Below are 16,564 nucleotides of genomic sequence, written 5' to 3' on the forward strand. Positions count from 1 at the left end.
CTGATATTTGTCATTCATGCTCTAATATTACTTTTGCTTAATATTTTTGCTTATTTTATTAGCATCTGCACTAATTAATAATATGTAAAAAGCCATAACTAATTCCAAGCATGATAAAGCTTGCAATTAAATTTCCCTGCGCATTTACTTGTAGTGCGTACTTCATTCCCATGTTGACAAATACCATATACACCCACTCAATGCCCCCATGTTACTATAATCCGTCACAATTTCCACCGGTATCGAACCGCGAGACTCAATTACCGGTAGTATTGTCATAAGTATTATTTTAAGTATTATTTATTGTATATTATTTATGTTATTAACAATAAATAACAACAATTTATTTTGTTTAACCTATCCTTTATTTTATCTTTATTCTATAATCTTTAATAAATTGCTTAATATCATTGATTTCATCAATTTTAAGAATAAAAAGCATAACAATATAAGTTATAATACCAATACTCAATTCGATAAATAATAGAAATGAACTAATTGTTGTTGAACAAAAATATTTATAAAATAAAATAGACATCCCCATTATTACACCTGAAACAATAATTTTAAAATATTTTGAATAATTTCTATAGTAAGTTTCCTTGTTAGTTATTAGTTTATCTGTTCCTTTTTTCATTAATACAGCTGATATTGTTGCAGAAATACTAGTAGCAAGTGCGAGACCACCAATTCCCATTAATTTTGAAAGAATAATATTTAGGATGATATTTATAACAACTGTAATTACAGTATTTCTTACGGGTGTTTTTGTATCATTATGTGCATAAAGTATTCTTGAAAATACTTCTCTAAATGCTAATCCTCCGGCTCCGAGAATATAAAATTTTACAGCTATATGTGTCATTTCTAAAGCATTCTCATCAAATGCACCTCTTAAAAAAAGTACACTTGTTATCTCTTTACTTAGTATAGCTCCTCCAATCATAGTTGGTACTATTAAAATTGTTATAAAAGACACATATTTATTTATAAGTTTAATTAGTTCATTGTGTTTTTTGCTAGTAACTAAGTTAGATAGTTTAGGATACATTAATGTAACTAAAGGAATAACAATGATTCCTTGAGTAAAATAATTTAGTCTAATTGCATAACTTAATGCTGATAATGCACCTACCTTAATAGTTGAAGCAATCGTTCTGTCTACAATTGTATTCAATTGATTCGCAGAATTTCCTATGATAACAGGAATTGATAGGAAAAACATATACTTTAAATTTTCATCATTTAACTTAATTCTTAAAGTATGTTTATACTTAACCTTATGTAAAGAAGGTAATAAAAGAATTAATTGTAATCCATGACCTAGAAGTATCCCATATGCAAGCATAGTTATCGAAGTTTTAGATGATAAAACTATCCCAAGAATAATTGACAAATTCAATGGAATACCAATCATTGATGGAATGACAAACTTATTATTAATATTTAAATACGGCACTAATATGCTAGTCATGCCTAGAAACAGAATGCTAAAAATTGCAATTCTAGTAAGATTTATCGCTAATAAAAATGTTTGTTCATTAAAACCAACTGCAATGATCTTTACTAATGGTTTTGTAAACAAGTACAGTAAAATAGAAATAATTACTGTAAGTATAAATGTTACGTTAATCAAGTTCGAAGTATATTTTTCAGATACTATCTCGCCATCTGCGTCTTTAATCTTGTTATAGACTGGTATAAAACTAACAGCAATGGCAGAACTAAATATACTGAATATATGAACTGGAAGAGTCATAGCAACTAAAAATGCATCAGTAATGAAAGATGCTCCATGATAATTTGAAAGCACTACTTCTCTAAAAAATCCTAGAACTTTAGAAAATATCTGTACTATTATTAACAATATCCCTGTAATTGCCATACTTATCTCTCTTTATCTTCAATTATTTTATCCCTGTAACTATCCAATTTCAGAAGAAAGTCCTTCATTTTACTTTCCCATGACAAATTTTCATAAGCAAATTCTTTTATTTTTTCTTTATAATCTGGTGTACTACTAGAGATTTTATCATAAAATTCTACTATTTTATTTATATCAATATCGCTATTATCATTAGGAAATTGTAATGCATACTCGAATTTTCCGGTTATATCAGGATCATTACCTGCATAAATAAAAGGTAAACCAAATGCACAGTACTCACGAATTTTTAGTGTAACTGCCTCATCTAAACCCTTCCTATAAATTCCTAAAGCACCTATTCCCATATTCATTTTAGCGTATTCATCTAATAACTTGTCACCTTCACAAATTCCTAAGAACTTTACGTGATTTGTTAAATTCATTCTTTCAACCAATCTAATGAGATTATGATATTCTGGACCCAGCCCTATTATTCTAACTTCAATTTCTACAGAATTATTAGAATCATAATAACTCCTTAGTCCCCGAATAATCCTATCATATCCATGCCAGTTTGAAATGAGTGCAACTCCTGATAATATAAGCTTGTTCGTCTTTTTGTTATTAACTTCAAAACTCTTATTCATAGAAATTCCATTTCCAATATAAATAGCATTCACTCCGAAAATGCTATCATATTTTTTTGTAGTTAAAGCTAAATAATCAACATATTTATTTAAATTCTTGCTAAAAATGCTATCAATTTTCCGTTTAATAGGGTTAAGCTCTAATTCATATGGATATGATGGAATTTCTACAACAATTATTCCGTTTATTTTACTTCGAACAGATTTTAAAATACTTATAAAAAAGGGTTCAGATAGATTGTACCTAATATATAGAATACGTGGATTCTGTGATACTATTTCTGAAACTATTTCTTTTACAAAACCTATTCTTCTATAATTCTTTAACATTCTCTTTATTCTATATGGTTTAATTAACTTTTGGCTTTCTTTCTCATATATAATTAAACCATTTTTGTTAAATGTTAATAGTTTTGTTGAATAACTAAGGCTTTCTAAAGCATCAAGTTGTCCTAGTATTTTATTGTTTACTCCTTTGTAATTTTTATCATCAATACCTACAAATGATAAATATAATAAATCAAGCATAATATTCCTCTTTTCATAAAATTATCTAATTACTATTTTCAATCCATACTTTTTTGCACAGTAGACGCCTAAGCAAAAAAATATAAGCTTTGTACTTAGAAGATCCCCACTTACCATCGAATTTAATACTGAAAAAGAAAATATTGAAAATACATATAATAACGAATAATCACTGAATATGTTTTTATAAAAGTATCTTAACGAAGAAAAAATAGTATAAATTATATATGTACCAAAAAGCCATCCTCCCTCAACCAATGCTTCTAATATAATATTATGGGGATAAGTCAAAAAATAATATGGACTATAACGATAAAATTGCCCTATACCTATTCCAAGGGGATACTTGGAAATTAAATTAATGCATAATACATACATTTGCATCCTATAGTTTCTTGATAAGTTGCTTTCACTATTCCCTATATATCTAGAAAGTAATTCCTTAGGTAAAAAACGGAACATGATAATAAGAACAACTATAATTATAGGAATTACATAAAATAACCTAAAGTTTTTATTCCTAACATCAAAAATAAAAGTCAAAATTATCAAGCATAAAAAAAGAGAAATCATTGGACCTAGTGATAATGTTCTTATCATCGCAAATATAGGTATAATACTAAATAATAAAAACTGAAATATAGAAATCTTATTAGTTAAATACAGTAAATATAAATATATAACGGTAATGCCTATTTCTCTACTTAACCAAATAGGATTGCTCCCAAACAAACTCAATCTATTGTCTTGAGCTTTTTGTCCTAAACCTATACTTAATAATGCTAAAATAAATCCCCATAAAGCAAGTAATTTCATAAATAAGAGAATATTTTCTTTAATATTAAATAAGTTAACTCCTATAAGCGTAAATGAAAAAGTATATATAATAATTCTTGCTAATTTAAACGAATCTATAGGATTGATTATTGAAGTAGGTATTAATAAAATTAGTATCGGTAAAATTACTGAAAGACCAATGCTTAAATTTCTTTTTAAGACAATTGAATTAAATATAACCAAAACTAAAACTATTCCTAATATAAGATAATCAATTGTTAATCTTTTGCCTAATAGCATTTTATCAAATATATTAAGTGGAAAAAAAATTGATACTAAAAGCACAGATAATTTATCGATTAAATTAGAAAGTCTTATATCGTGTTTCCTATTTAAGGTTTCATTTTTCAATAGATATCACCTTTTTGTTTGTTTCTTAAAAAATTTTGATATATAACTTTTTTTGCAATTGGTGGCATTGATATAAATGTTTTCATACCTAATGTGTAAATAATTTGTTGGATTTTGTTAATCATCTTGTTTTCATACATCTCCTTGTATATAAATCCAATATTTTTATAATATGACTTCTTGCCCCTTCGTTCATACATATCTCTCCCACTTTGCATCAAGCATAATACTTCATCTATATTAGCAATTTTGTATCCTGAATACAGTAATCTCACCCAAAGATAATAATCTTCAGCTAACAATAATGGTACATATCCACCAACATCTAGTATATGGTTTTTTCTAAACATAACTGTCATATGATTAATTGGACATCTTTTTTTAGCGTAATTATAAACTTCATCTTTATCCGTTGGCATAACTTTCTTTGCAATGACATCTTCTGGACCTTTATCGAATTCTATAATATTTCCACCTACCGCAGATATATCTTCGTTATTTAGCAAATAATCTAGTTGAAGTTCAAATCTATTCTCAACAGCAATATCATCGGTATCCATCCGAGCTATTAAGTCATAGTTGCACTTTTTTAATCCTATATTAAGAGCTTTCCCTAATCCTACATTATTTTCCAATTTATAAGTTTTTAATATAGATGGATATAATTTAGTGTATTTTTCAATCACTCCGTATAATTCTTCAGTTAATTTACCATCTTGTATAAGTATTACCTCAGTTGGCTTTATACTTTGAAATTTTAGAATACTATCTAATGATCTTGAGAGATACTCTGGTTTCTCATTTATATATACAGACATTAATACCGAAAAGTTCATTTTTTCCTCCTCACATATATTTTGTTATAATTACAGCTTAAATTGATCACTTTTAAACTTAAGAACAAATCTCATTATTATAATTAACTCATAGTCTAAGATACTCAATATTAATAAGATTAATACCCATATTTTAAATCTTAATTAATAATCAGGATTTGTGGAGAAATTAACACGTTGTAATAACTCATAAATCCTGTATCAATAATTTTCTAAATCTATTTTCTATGGCTCTTGCATCGTTATAAATAATATTTATTCATAAAACTCACATTTTACAGTTTGATAAAAAAACGTTAATAATTTTATATTTCTAAACGCCATATACATCTATTATAGGTTATTAGTTTTACAACATTTCATTGATTTCATTAGTTTTTTAATTATTTAAATGTATAATTTAATGAGTGCTTAACAATTATTTACCATTATCTTTATGTCCCTTTCGTAATAATACAATTGGAATTGACATAAAAGATAAATATGTATCAGTAATTATGTTCATTCTTCTAAAATATTCCCCATCGTACTCAGCTTTTTTGACTATATCTATTTCATCTCTACCATTTATTTGAGCAAATCCTGTGATTCCAGGTAATATTTCATATGCACCAACCTCTTCTCTAGCTTTAATTAATTGAACTTCTTCATATATTACGGGTCTTGGTCCTACAAAACTCATATCTCCTTTAATAATATTAATAATTTGAGGAAGTTCATCTATACTGGTTAAACGTATGAATCTACCTAGTTTTGAGATATATTTATCAGAATCTTTAAATTCGCGTGTTGACTTATTTTTTGGCGCAGATGAAGACATACTTCTAAACTTATACATCTCAAATGGTTTTTTATGCTTTCCACAACGAACCTGTCTAAAAATTGCTGGACTCTGTGGTTCTTCTAGTTTGACCAAAAACCATATAATTAAGAATAACGGAGAAATAATTATTAAACTTGGAATTGCAATTAATAAGTCTAAGATTCTTTTAATGTACTTTCTATATATTTTATTCATATATTCCTCCTGTTAATGATCTAACTATAATGTTTTTGACAAAATTATTTTTATTGTCGTTTATGCTAAACTTATACTAAAACATCTATAAATATTAACTCCATTAGATTAGCATCATAGGTTCATCTATTTTCATCTCGTATATGATATAATTAATACAAATTTCTATTTATAGGATGGTTAAGAATACGGTCCAATCTACATAAAAAAATTTTTTCAAATGAGCTTTGAAATAGTTTATTTAAGGAACCTATTGCTTAAAAGCCTTAAAAATAATCTTTAATTGGAATTTTATAATTCGCTAAAAATGAATTACCTTTTTGATTCTTAATTGGTAAAGTAATCTATGCTCTAAAATTCATTTAGTTGTTATTATTTGATATATCTTTTATCAACTTACTAACATTACCTATACTACTTTCTTCAAGCACATACATGTATAAATTCCAACCAGGCATTGCATATGATGGAAGTCCTGATTGAGAGTTCCCTTTTACTTCCGTTGTATCTATTTTCCAAGAAGTAGATGTTTCTAATTGACTGTTAACTAGTTCAATTATTTTTTCTTTCGGTATATTTGTTTCCGATGAGCTCATGATTACTTGTAATACATCTGCATAATTCAATAGAATTTTGGGTGAAAGCATTTTTTCTATTATCGCTTTAAGTATTCTTTCATGGTTTCGCCCTCTATCTATATCACCATCTTTAAATGAATACCGTTCCCTTGCAAAAGCAAGAGTTTCTTCACCATTTAAATGTAGTGTCCCTAGTGGAAATGTATACTTCCCGCTAGAAGAAGTAAATGCTTGATTATTATGAATATGAATTCCTCCAAGTACGTCTACAATTCTAACCAGAGAAGAGAAGTTGATTCTGGTATAATAGTTTATATCGATATCAAATAAGTTCTCTAGAGTTTGAACTGAGCTGCTAATTCCGTATATACCTGCATGAGTCAATTTGTCTTTTTCGTTGTTTCCTCCACCTGCAATTGGCACATAAGAGTCCCTAGGCACAGAAACAATCAGTATCTTTTTAGTGTTTGGATTGACTGTTAATAATAAGTTGACATCTGATCTTGATACTGATGATAAACTTCCATAAGTGTCAATTCCACTTATATACATGACAAATGGATTCATTGACTTTACATCTTTTACAATTGGCTTTGTTGCTATGGATATCTTATTTGGAGCGACAATCCTTGTTTTTTCACTGAAGCCAGGTACTTGCTCATCTATAAGAGATCTGTAAGTTTCGTTAAGTAATAAGACTTTTGATTTGTCTAAAATTATTTGGTTTGCACCTTCGACATAGTCATTACAGTCAACTGTTGATATGCTGGTGTTTTTAAGTTCTGTTATTTGTTTTAAGTAAGCATCTATATTGTTTTGATCTTGCTTAGTAGGTTTCAAAACTTTTGCTGCTGCTATTGCATCTAAATCCTTTATTTCTGAATCTTTTAAAACGACAAAAGAAAATGCTATCTCTTCTTTCATAGGTTCTTCAGTTATTTTACCAAGTGAGTCCATACCGGTTTTAAGTGCATATGTTGTATATGCGTTCGCAAGTAAAATAATAATAATAAATGCATTCGTGATGTATCGAAACCACTTGCTTTTCATCTTTTTAAAGGTTAAATAACCAAAAAGCACTTGTATAAGTATTAGTGCCCCTATCGTTATTAATCGTATTCTTGATGGAAGTAATTTATAATAAATAATTATAAAAGACAAGCTAAATGCCACTAAGAGATTTAATAGGTATAATAATAATCCTATTTTATTGCGTCTGTTCAATATTAGTCACCTCTTATTTTGCTCCTCTTCCTAGAATAGCAATTGAAACTGTTTTAAATAATAGTCTAAAGTCCATACCAAATGACCAGTTATCAATGTATTCTCTATCCAACGAAACTACTTCTTCGAAATCTTGTATATCGCTTCTTCCACTCACTTGCCACATGCCGGTAATTCCGGGTTTCATGGCAAGTCTGGATTTATGATGCATTTCGTATTTCTCATATTCATCAAGGGTTGGTGGTCTGGTTCCAACCAAACTCATGTCACCTTTGAGTACATTCCAAAACTGCGGAAATTCGTCAAGGCTTGTTTTTCTTATGAACTTTCCAATAGGTGTTATACGTGGAACATTTTCCATCTTGAACATATGCCCTTTCATCTCATTATGTTTCATAAGTTCTTTTTTTCTTTCTTCTGCATCAGCATACATCGATCTGAATTTATAAAAATTAAATATCCTTCCATTTCTACCTACACGTTTTTGTTTAAATAGTATTGGACCTTTTGATGTAAATACTATTAGCGGAACGATAACGATAGATATGATAAAGGTAAGTATGAGTCCGACAATTGCTCCTACAATGTCTAAGAGTCTTTTTAAGAAGAGGCCTCTGTCACTGGCATAGTTTATGTAGCTTGTAAGTATGCTCAATCCGCCTATCTCCTGCACTTGTGCATGTTTGAAACCGGATACCAATTCTTTAAAATGGTAGTGTGCGGTAACTCCCATAGAGTTTATGTCTTTCATAAAGTCCATTATCGACTGTGAATAGTTGATTCCTAGAATGACTACTTCGTCAACAGGTTCGTCTAAAACGTATTTTAATATATTTCTTTCTCCATAAATTAGATTATCGACATTATTGACTTCATCATTGTCGCTGCCTATTATCCCTACTCCAATAATGGAGTAGTTTCTGTCAATTCTATCTTCTAATTTTTTAGAGTTTTTTTCTATATCATCATAATTAGTAACAAGTAGTATTTTTTTAGCATCCCCATGTTTTTTTGATTTCTTTATTATATGTTTTAATAAAACTCTTGTAGCATAAACAATGGCAAAACTAATTAAAAACCATATAATCAGAAGAAATCTCGAGAACGAAACACTTACTTTCATTAAGAAGAGTATTAATGATGTCAAAACAAATACATGAAAGGTAAGTATAAAGCTCTTGCTGAACTCAATAAAATAGCCTCTATTAAGAATGTCACGGTAATTTTCATAAAAAAACACTATTGTGACAACTAAAAAAGGGATTAATATCGCTAAATAAATATAGTGGTCCTTATTTATTAAACCACCATATAAATTCTTTATTGAATATGCTATAAACAAGGCAATTAGAAGTGAAATGATATCGCCTATTAGAAATCTCCAATTACTTAATATTCCATTTTCATGCTTCTCGTACATGATTCTCTCCTTTATATTATAAAGCTTATCTTTATTATTCAAAAAATTTATTAAATTAAAATAAACTTTTGATTTGTCATAAATCGTAAGTGTATACTAATTATTATCATAAAATAATACTATTTATTAATAGTCGTATAAATACTAACATAAATGTGGAAATCTTGCAAATTTTCGCAGTTATACTAATCTCTTTATATTCCCTTAAATATCGTATAATATCGCCTCAAAACCTTGCAATATTCACACTTAGGTGCTTGTTTAGGATATGTCATTATTTATCTGTATATGCAGAATACAGATATTTTTTTACATTGTCACTGAATCTTTTATTTCATCTATCTTGTCAACAGTTAGTGTTTATTCATCGATATTGCTTTAACAACATCTAAACTCCAACATTATAAAGATCTTTATTTTGCAGGATTTATTTTATATTTGAAAACGATATTTGATACTAACGGATCAGTAGCATGAATCGATATTTCATGTTATGTTATAACTATTTTCTCTTCAACTGATTTTTTAAACAAAGTTTCATTTTTTCACTCTAATTTTCAATCAAACACGTTGATTTAATAACTATCGTCTTTATGGCTTGTTTTAAATTTAATTACATTTTTATAATAATTTGTTCAGTTTATATTAAGTTGAGTATTCAAAACCATTTATTAATTATTGATTTTAACATTATTTTGATAATTTTTCTTGTTATATATTATTCAAGTTTATTTAAGTCTACTATTAACTGCTTGCTATTTAATCCTATTATTACTATAATATTTAGTGAATTCAATTAGAAAGAGGGTTTTTATGAAGTTAGGAATAGTAGGTCTTCCCAATGTTGGTAAAAGTACATTATTTAATGCAATTACTGAAGCAGGTGCAGAGGCCGCAAATTATCCATTTTGTACAATAGATCCTAATGTGGGAGTTGTTGAAGTACCTGACTCTAGATTAAAAGTTTTGTCTGACATTAGTGGCTCAAAGAGAATAATCCCTGCAGTTATAGAGTTTTTCGATATTGCAGGTTTGGTAAGAGGTGCCAGTAAAGGTGAAGGCCTCGGTAATAAGTTTCTATCACATATAAGAGAAGTCGACGCAATTGTTGAGGTTATAAGATGTTTTGATAGTGACGATATCGTCCATGTTGATGGAAGTATTGATTCAATGAGAGATATCGAGACTATAAATTTAGAATTGATTTTTTCTGATTTAGAAATGATAGAAAGAAGACTGGAAAGAACTTCTAAAGCAGCAAAGGCTGATAAAAAGCTTAGACCGGAAGTTGAGCTTCTCGAAAAAATTCAAGCGGTTTTAGAACAAGGTCAATCAGCTAGGGTTTTAGATTTAAATGATGACGAAAAGAAACTACTAAAAGATTTTAATTTACTTAGCTTGAAACCAATTATATATGTGGCAAATGTTTCTGAAGACGATGTAGCTGACGATGGTGCAAGCAATCCTCATGTAAGTGAAATCAAAAAATTTGCAAAAGAAGAAGGTTCCGAAGTTGTTGTTATAAGCGCTGATATCGAACAACAATTAACCGGACTTTCTGATGAAGATCGTCAAGAATTTTTAGAAGAAATGGGTTTGAAAGAATCCGGCTTAAACACTTTAATCAGATCAGGTTACAGTTTATTGGGTTTGATAAGTTTCTTAACCACCGGAGAGCAAGAAACCAGAGCCTGGACAATTAAGAAAGGCACTAAAGCAGTTGATGCTGCCGGAAAAATCCACACCGACATCTCAAGAGGCTTCATCAGAGCCGAAACCATCGGTTTCGATGAACTTGTAAAACACGGTTCCATGCTCCACGCCAAGGAAAAAGGCGCTGTCAGATTAGAAGGTAAAGAGTACATCATGCAAGATGGTGATGTTGTGCTGTTTAGATTTAATGTATAGTTTTGATTTAAAGGAATCCTTTGGGTTCCTTTTTTGATTGCGATTAAGTTTTGCAGTGCACACATTTACCTTTATGTATGTAGAGGTCGTCGAATTCTAATTAATCACTTCGTTGTTGGGAATTCTTTGCATGAAACCTACCTAAAAAGCAGATGTAAGAGGTTTGAGGTTAGATGTAAGACTTTATATGTAACGACGTGAAGATGTCGCTTTATGTTTTATTGGCTCCATCTGACGAGGGAGCTGTCAACTCCGTTGACTGAGGGAGAGATATATCAAAAAGGAATTCGCAGAATTCTACCTTTGTATTTCAGACTTATCTCTAATCTTACACTACCATACAACTCAACCGGTGAGCTGTCTGCAACAAGTATCAAAGGAGATAAGAAGAAGGAATTCTCAGGAATTCCTACTATTCGTGGTTTTCTCTCCCTCCGAGTCGCTTAGGCGACCCACCTCCCTCGTCAGAGGGAGGCTAAGAGAATTCTTTTTTTATCGGCTCCATCTGACGAGGGAGCTGTCAGCTGTGCTGACTGAGGGAGAGATTTATTAAGAAGGAATTTAAAAAATTCCAACTAATATATTTTAAACTCACGACCAAACCCACACAACCATCTAACTCAACCGGTGAGCTGTCAACTCCGTTGTCTGAGGGAGAGATATATCAAGAAGGAATTCGCAGAATTCTACCTTTGTATTTCAGACTTATCTCTAATCTCACACAACTTTCCAACTCCACCGGTGAGCTGTCAGCCATGCTGACTGAGGGATAGATATACAAAGACGGAATTCTTAGAATTCCAACTGCTGTATTTACACTCACGACCAAACCCACACAGCCATCCAACTCAACTGGTGAGCTGGAAGTGACAAGTAGCGAAGGAGAAGAAAAGAAGGAATTATTGAATTCCAACTATTTATATATTTCTCTCCCTCCGAGTTTGCTTCACAAACCCACCTCACAAGTTTAGATGTGAGAAGTTAGAGGTTTGAAGTTAGATTTTAGAAGTAGCGACGTAGAGATGTCGCTTTTGTATTTCTCTCCCTCCGAGTTTGTTTCACAAACCCACCTCCCTCGTCAGATGGAGGCAATGCGGTTGCCAATCTGTTTGTTCTTTTATTGGCTCCATCTGACGGCAGTCGAATTCTAGCCAATCACTCCGTTCTTGGGAATTCACTCTTGGCTCCATCTGACGAGGGAGCTGTCAACTTAGTTGACTGAGGGAGAGATATACCAAGAAAGAATTTGAAGAATCCCAACTGCTGTATTTACACTTAAACCGCTAACTCACCCCAATAAAAAACTCCCCTGTTTTTATTTAGGGGAGTTTTCTTTTGGTTTTAATTTGACTTTAGGTGGTTTAATAGTTCTTCCAAGTCTTCCGGTGTGTTGAGGTTTCTAAACATTTTTAAGTCCGGATCGAATTTTTTTGCTTTTTCTTCATCTATTAGTTTAAATCTTGATACTGCCACCAGGTCGCTGATTCTGTATTTGCCTTTTCTTATGTTTTCTTCTATTTTCCCTAGGAGTGCTTTACTGTATATGGCATTTAGGGGTTCTATATGATTTCCTTTTGTGGTGATTACACCGTCTTCGTCTTGGTATTCTTTGTCCAGGTATTTTATGAATTCAAGGTTTATATAGGGCATGTCGCAAGCCATTACAAATATCAGATCGTCTTTGGCGTGGTGTAGTGCGGTGTGAATTCCTGAGATAGGTCCGAAACCCGGGTATATGTCAGATATGGTATTTACTTTGTATTTTTCGTATAGTTCGGGTCTGTTTGTAACTACAGTGATCCCATCAAATATGGTACTCAGGATTTGAATTGTTCGTCCAATTAGTTTTTCGCCATTTATTTCCAGTTCCTGCTTATCGAATTTCATTCTCCTGCTTTTACCGCCTGCCAATATTACTGCATTTTTACATTTCATATTTCTCACCTACTAAACAAAAAGCTGAGAGTAAACTCTCAGCTTTCTTATCTTATTTCCCTTTTTTCTTAAGGTTTCTGGCAATAAGTGCATCCAGAACAAGTTCGTAACCATCTGCTCCATAGTGTAATGATCTGTTAACTCTGCTTATAGTGGCAGTAGAAGCTCCGGTTTCTTTTTCAATTTCGTTATAAGTTTTTCTGATTTTTAGTAGTTTAGCTACTTCCAGTCTTTGCGAAATTGAGTTAAGTTCTCTAACCGTACAAACGTCTTCAAAGAATTTGTAACAGTCTTCCTTCGTCTCGAGCATTAGAATCGCATCAAAGAATTCATCTAATTGATCTGATCTGTATTTTGGATTTGTTGTCATTGCTCCACTCCTTCGTTAAAATAGACCTACTATCTCACCATCTTCTTTAATATCTATATTGTTAGCAGCAGGTACTTTTGGTAATCCCGGCATTGTCATTATGTCTCCGGTAAGTGCAACTATGAACCCTGCTCCTGCACTGACTTTTATGTCTTTAATACTGATTTTAAATCCTCTTGGTGCAGCAAGTAGTGTTGGATCATCTGAGAATGAGTATTGGGTTTTTGCCATACAAATTGGCATATTTCCAAGTCCCTGATCCTCGATTTCTTTTATTTTCTTATCTACGGCTTTAGAGTATTCTACTCCGTCTGCTCTGTATATTTCAGTTGCTATAATGTTTAGTTTTTCCTTGATAGGTAGATTTACATCGTATAATGGTTTAAAGTTACTCTCTTTTGTTTCGATAGTTTCAATTACAGCTTTTGCTAAATCAAGACCACCATCTCCACCTTTTGCCCAAACTTCACATAGAACAGCTACTGAACCTAATTCTTTTGTTTTCTCTATTACATAATTAAGCTCTGCTTCGGTATCTGTTGGGAATCTATTTACAGCAACTACTGCTGGAACACCAAATTTATTGATGTTTTCAATATGTTGTTGTAGATTTGCGTAACCTTTTTCAAGTGCTGCAAGGTTTTCTGTTCCCAAATCTGCTTTAGCAACTCCACCATTGTGTTTTAATGCTCTTACTGTAGCAACTATTACTGCAGCAGATGGCTTTAAATCACCAAATCTAGCTTTTATATCAAAGAACTTTTCTGCTCCAAGGTCTGCACCGAATCCTGCTTCTGTGACTACATAGTCTGCAGTTTTAAGTCCAAGTTTTGTGGCAAGCATAGAGTTGCATCCATGAGCTATATTAGCAAATGGTCCACCATGGATAAATGCAGGTGTGTTTTCCAAAGTTTGTACTAAGTTTGGATTTACAGCATCCTTCATTACAAGTGCAACTGCACCTTCAGCTTTTAGATCTCTCGCAAATATTGGCTTATTATCTGTACTGTAGGCTACTAATATGTTTCCAACTCTCTCTTTTAAATCCATAAGATTTTTACTTAAGCAAAGTATTGCCATTATTTCAGAGGCAACGGTAATGTCAAATCCGTCTTCTCTTGGTACTCCATTTGGTTTACCGCCTAGACCAACTACTATATTTCTTAGAGCTCTATCGTTCATGTCCAGAACTCTCTTCCAGATTATTCTTCTTGTATCTATTTTTAATTCGTTACCTTGTTGTAGGTGATTATCAAGAAGAGCTGAAATTAGGTTATGTGCAGTAGTTATGGCATGAAAATCACCGGTGAAATGCATATTAATGTCTTCCATCGGTACTACTTGTGCATGTCCACCACCTGCTGCTCCCCCTTTAACTCCGAAGCTTGGTCCTAATGATGGTTCTCTTAATGCGGTTATTGTTTTTTTACCCAATTTGTTTAAAGCCATGGATAGTCCAATATTAACAGTGGTTTTTCCTTCTCCTGCTGGTGTTGGATTAATTGCGGTAACAAGGATTAGTTTCCCATCCGGTTGATCTTCTTTTCCATATAATACATCCAAGTTTACCTTAGCTTTATACTTACCATAATGAATAAGATCTTCCTCGTTTAGTCCAATCCTTTCCGCAACTACAGAAATCGGTTCCATTATGGCTTCTTGAGCAATTTGTACATCTGTTTTCATCGAACCCCTCCTAATAAAAAAGTGATATTATGTTGTAAATAACTTAGTACTTTACATGAACATAATATCACTTTTTAAAACTATTGCAAGCTAAAGCGACCAATATCTTTTCTATAATAAGAGTTAGTGAACTTTATTGTATCAATATTTTCATATACGAGACTTCTGCACTCTTCTAAAGTACTACCAATTGCTGTTACAGACAATACTCTTCCTCCAGATGTCACAATGCTTTCATCTTCAACTTTTGTTCCGTTGTGGATGACAAATAGTTTCTCGTCTACATCGGCAATCTCATTAAGTCCTGTTATCTCATATCCGGTCTTATATGTTCCGGGATAACCGCCTGAGGTTATGATAACCGTCATTACAGTATTATCTCCAAACACAATGTCCTCTTGTTTTAATTCGCCTTTTGAGGCTTTGAATAGGACGTCATATAGATCCGATTCCATTCTAGGTAGTAATACCTGTGTTTCAGGATCGCCGAATCTCACGTTAAATTCCAAAATTTCAGGGCCCTTATGGGTTACCATAAAGCCAATGAATAGGATTCCGCTGAACAATAAGTCATCTTCTTTTAAACCCTTTTCTATCTGAGGAATTATTATATTTTCTATTTCATATGTGGTCTTTTCATCAATTAATATATTGGGCGAAAAGCATCCTACACCTCCGGTATTAGGACCCTCGTCATTTTCGTAGATTTTCTTATAGTCTTTTGCGGTATTGAGCGTGAATAGTTTACCATTTGAACATATGCAAAATACAGATGCTTCATATCCATCCAGGAATTCCTCTATGATTATGGTTTTTCCTTCGCTTCCAAATTTCTTTTCTACAAGTATATCTTTCAATGTATATAGTGCCTCTATGGGCGTCTGACAGATTACAACTCCTTTTCCTGCACATAATCCGTCTGCTTTAATTACAACAGGGTAATCAAAGTTTTTAAGCGCCTCAACTGCTGTATGATAATCGTTATGTTTCTCATATCTGGCAGTAGGTATGTTATGTCTCATAAGAAATTCTTTTGAAAAACTCTTACTACCCTCTAACTGGGCAGATACTTTATCAGGTCCGAATATCAAGAGTCCTTTTGATCTGAATTCATCTACAATGCCTCCAACCAATGGATCTTCTGGCCCTACCACTGTTAAATCTATTTTTTCTCTGAGTGCAAATTCACTGAGTGCTTCTATTTCGTTTACATTTATCTCAAGATTTGTTGCAATCATTGAGGTTCCGGCATTTCCCGGAGCACAAAATATTTGTTTTACTTTATCTGATTCGCTCAATTTTCTACAAAGTGCATGTTCTCTTCCACCTGAGCCAATAACAAGTACTTTCATCAAAATC

At 31.7% G+C, this 16,564-nt stretch carries 12 protein-coding genes; 1 reads left to right on the top strand and 11 read right to left on the bottom strand.

Annotation, left to right across the window (positions count from 1 at the left end; translation table 11 throughout):
* Nucleotides 1-364 precede the first annotated feature (364 nt).
* From murJ to VZL98_06685, 7 genes are all read right to left on the bottom strand, one after another.
* A complete protein-coding gene (murJ, locus tag VZL98_06655; GenBank protein WVH62383.1) occupies nt 365-1,885 on the bottom strand; it encodes a murein biosynthesis integral membrane protein MurJ in 1,521 nt (506 codons plus the stop codon).
* A gap of 2 nt (nt 1,886-1,887) precedes the next feature.
* The gene (locus VZL98_06660; GenBank protein WVH62384.1) at nt 1,888-3,042 is read right to left on the bottom strand and encodes a glycosyltransferase; all 1,155 of its coding nucleotides are present in this window, start codon (nt 3,040-3,042) and stop codon (nt 1,888-1,890) included.
* A gap of 21 nt (nt 3,043-3,063) precedes the next feature.
* Nucleotides 3,064-4,230: an O-antigen ligase family protein gene (locus VZL98_06665; GenBank protein ID WVH62385.1), complete on the bottom strand. Its 1,167-nt coding sequence runs from the start codon at nt 4,228-4,230 to the stop codon at nt 3,064-3,066.
* Complete coding sequence (locus tag VZL98_06670) at nt 4,227-5,066, bottom strand: glycosyltransferase (GenBank protein WVH62386.1); 840 nt, start codon at nt 5,064-5,066, stop codon at nt 4,227-4,229. The genes VZL98_06665 and VZL98_06670 overlap by 4 nt, the downstream gene beginning before the upstream one ends.
* Before the next feature lie 418 nt (nt 5,067-5,484).
* The gene (locus tag VZL98_06675) at nt 5,485-6,084 is read right to left on the bottom strand and encodes a sugar transferase (protein ID WVH62387.1); all 600 of its coding nucleotides are present in this window, start codon (nt 6,082-6,084) and stop codon (nt 5,485-5,487) included.
* A 362-nt stretch (nt 6,085-6,446) separates the two neighbouring features.
* A complete protein-coding gene (locus VZL98_06680) occupies nt 6,447-7,886 on the bottom strand; it encodes an LCP family protein (GenBank protein WVH62388.1) in 1,440 nt (479 codons plus the stop codon).
* A gap of 13 nt (nt 7,887-7,899) precedes the next feature.
* Complete coding sequence (locus VZL98_06685) at nt 7,900-9,306, bottom strand: sugar transferase (GenBank protein WVH62389.1); 1,407 nt, start codon at nt 9,304-9,306, stop codon at nt 7,900-7,902.
* 813 nt (nt 9,307-10,119) lie between these two features.
* Between VZL98_06685 and ychF the strand changes: the two genes are divergently transcribed.
* The gene (gene ychF / locus VZL98_06690; GenBank protein ID WVH62390.1) at nt 10,120-11,214 is read left to right on the top strand and encodes a redox-regulated ATPase YchF; all 1,095 of its coding nucleotides are present in this window, start codon (nt 10,120-10,122) and stop codon (nt 11,212-11,214) included.
* A gap of 1,341 nt (nt 11,215-12,555) precedes the next feature.
* On the opposite strand, the gene VZL98_06695 is transcribed toward ychF, so the two are convergent.
* The 4 genes from VZL98_06695 to purD all read right to left on the bottom strand — a co-directional run bounded on the left by VZL98_06695 (nt 12,556) and on the right by purD (nt 16,557).
* Nucleotides 12,556-13,149, bottom strand: a complete 594-nt coding sequence (locus VZL98_06695) for a molybdenum cofactor guanylyltransferase (GenBank protein WVH62391.1) — start codon at nt 13,147-13,149, stop codon at nt 12,556-12,558.
* 52 nt (nt 13,150-13,201) lie between these two features.
* A complete protein-coding gene (locus VZL98_06700; protein ID WVH62392.1) occupies nt 13,202-13,519 on the bottom strand; it encodes a YerC/YecD family TrpR-related protein in 318 nt (105 codons plus the stop codon).
* 15 nt (nt 13,520-13,534) lie between these two features.
* The gene (locus VZL98_06705) at nt 13,535-15,205 is read right to left on the bottom strand and encodes a formate--tetrahydrofolate ligase (protein WVH62393.1); all 1,671 of its coding nucleotides are present in this window, start codon (nt 15,203-15,205) and stop codon (nt 13,535-13,537) included.
* A gap of 80 nt (nt 15,206-15,285) precedes the next feature.
* Nucleotides 15,286-16,557, bottom strand: coding sequence for a phosphoribosylamine--glycine ligase (purD, locus tag VZL98_06710; GenBank protein ID WVH62394.1), 1,272 nt, complete (start codon nt 16,555-16,557; stop codon nt 15,286-15,288).
* Nucleotides 16,558-16,564: the final 7 nt, after the last annotated feature.

The sequence above is a fragment of the Peptoniphilaceae bacterium AMB_02 genome (genome assembly GCA_036321625.1).
Taxonomy (GTDB): Bacteria; Bacillota; Clostridia; order Tissierellales; family Peptoniphilaceae; genus Microaceticoccus; species Microaceticoccus formicicus.

Coding starts and splice junctions, on each gene's coding strand:
- murJ (WVH62383.1), bottom strand. CDS start 1,885: ATGGCAATTACAGGGATATTGTTAATAATAGTACAGATATTTTCTAAA.
- VZL98_06675 (WVH62387.1), bottom strand. CDS start 6,084: ATGAATAAAATATATAGAAAGTACATTAAAAGAATCTTAGACTTATTA.
- VZL98_06660 (WVH62384.1), bottom strand. CDS start 3,042: ATGCTTGATTTATTATATTTATCATTTGTAGGTATTGATGATAAAAAT.
- VZL98_06700 (WVH62392.1), bottom strand. CDS start 13,519: ATGACAACAAATCCAAAATACAGATCAGATCAATTAGATGAATTCTTT.
- purD (WVH62394.1), bottom strand. CDS start 16,557: ATGAAAGTACTTGTTATTGGCTCAGGTGGAAGAGAACATGCACTTTGT.
- ychF (WVH62390.1), top strand. CDS start 10,120: ATGAAGTTAGGAATAGTAGGTCTTCCCAATGTTGGTAAAAGTACATTA.
- VZL98_06670 (WVH62386.1), bottom strand. CDS start 5,066: ATGAACTTTTCGGTATTAATGTCTGTATATATAAATGAGAAACCAGAG.
- VZL98_06695 (WVH62391.1), bottom strand. CDS start 13,149: ATGAAATGTAAAAATGCAGTAATATTGGCAGGCGGTAAAAGCAGGAGA.
- VZL98_06685 (WVH62389.1), bottom strand. CDS start 9,306: ATGTACGAGAAGCATGAAAATGGAATATTAAGTAATTGGAGATTTCTA.
- VZL98_06705 (WVH62393.1), bottom strand. CDS start 15,205: ATGAAAACAGATGTACAAATTGCTCAAGAAGCCATAATGGAACCGATT.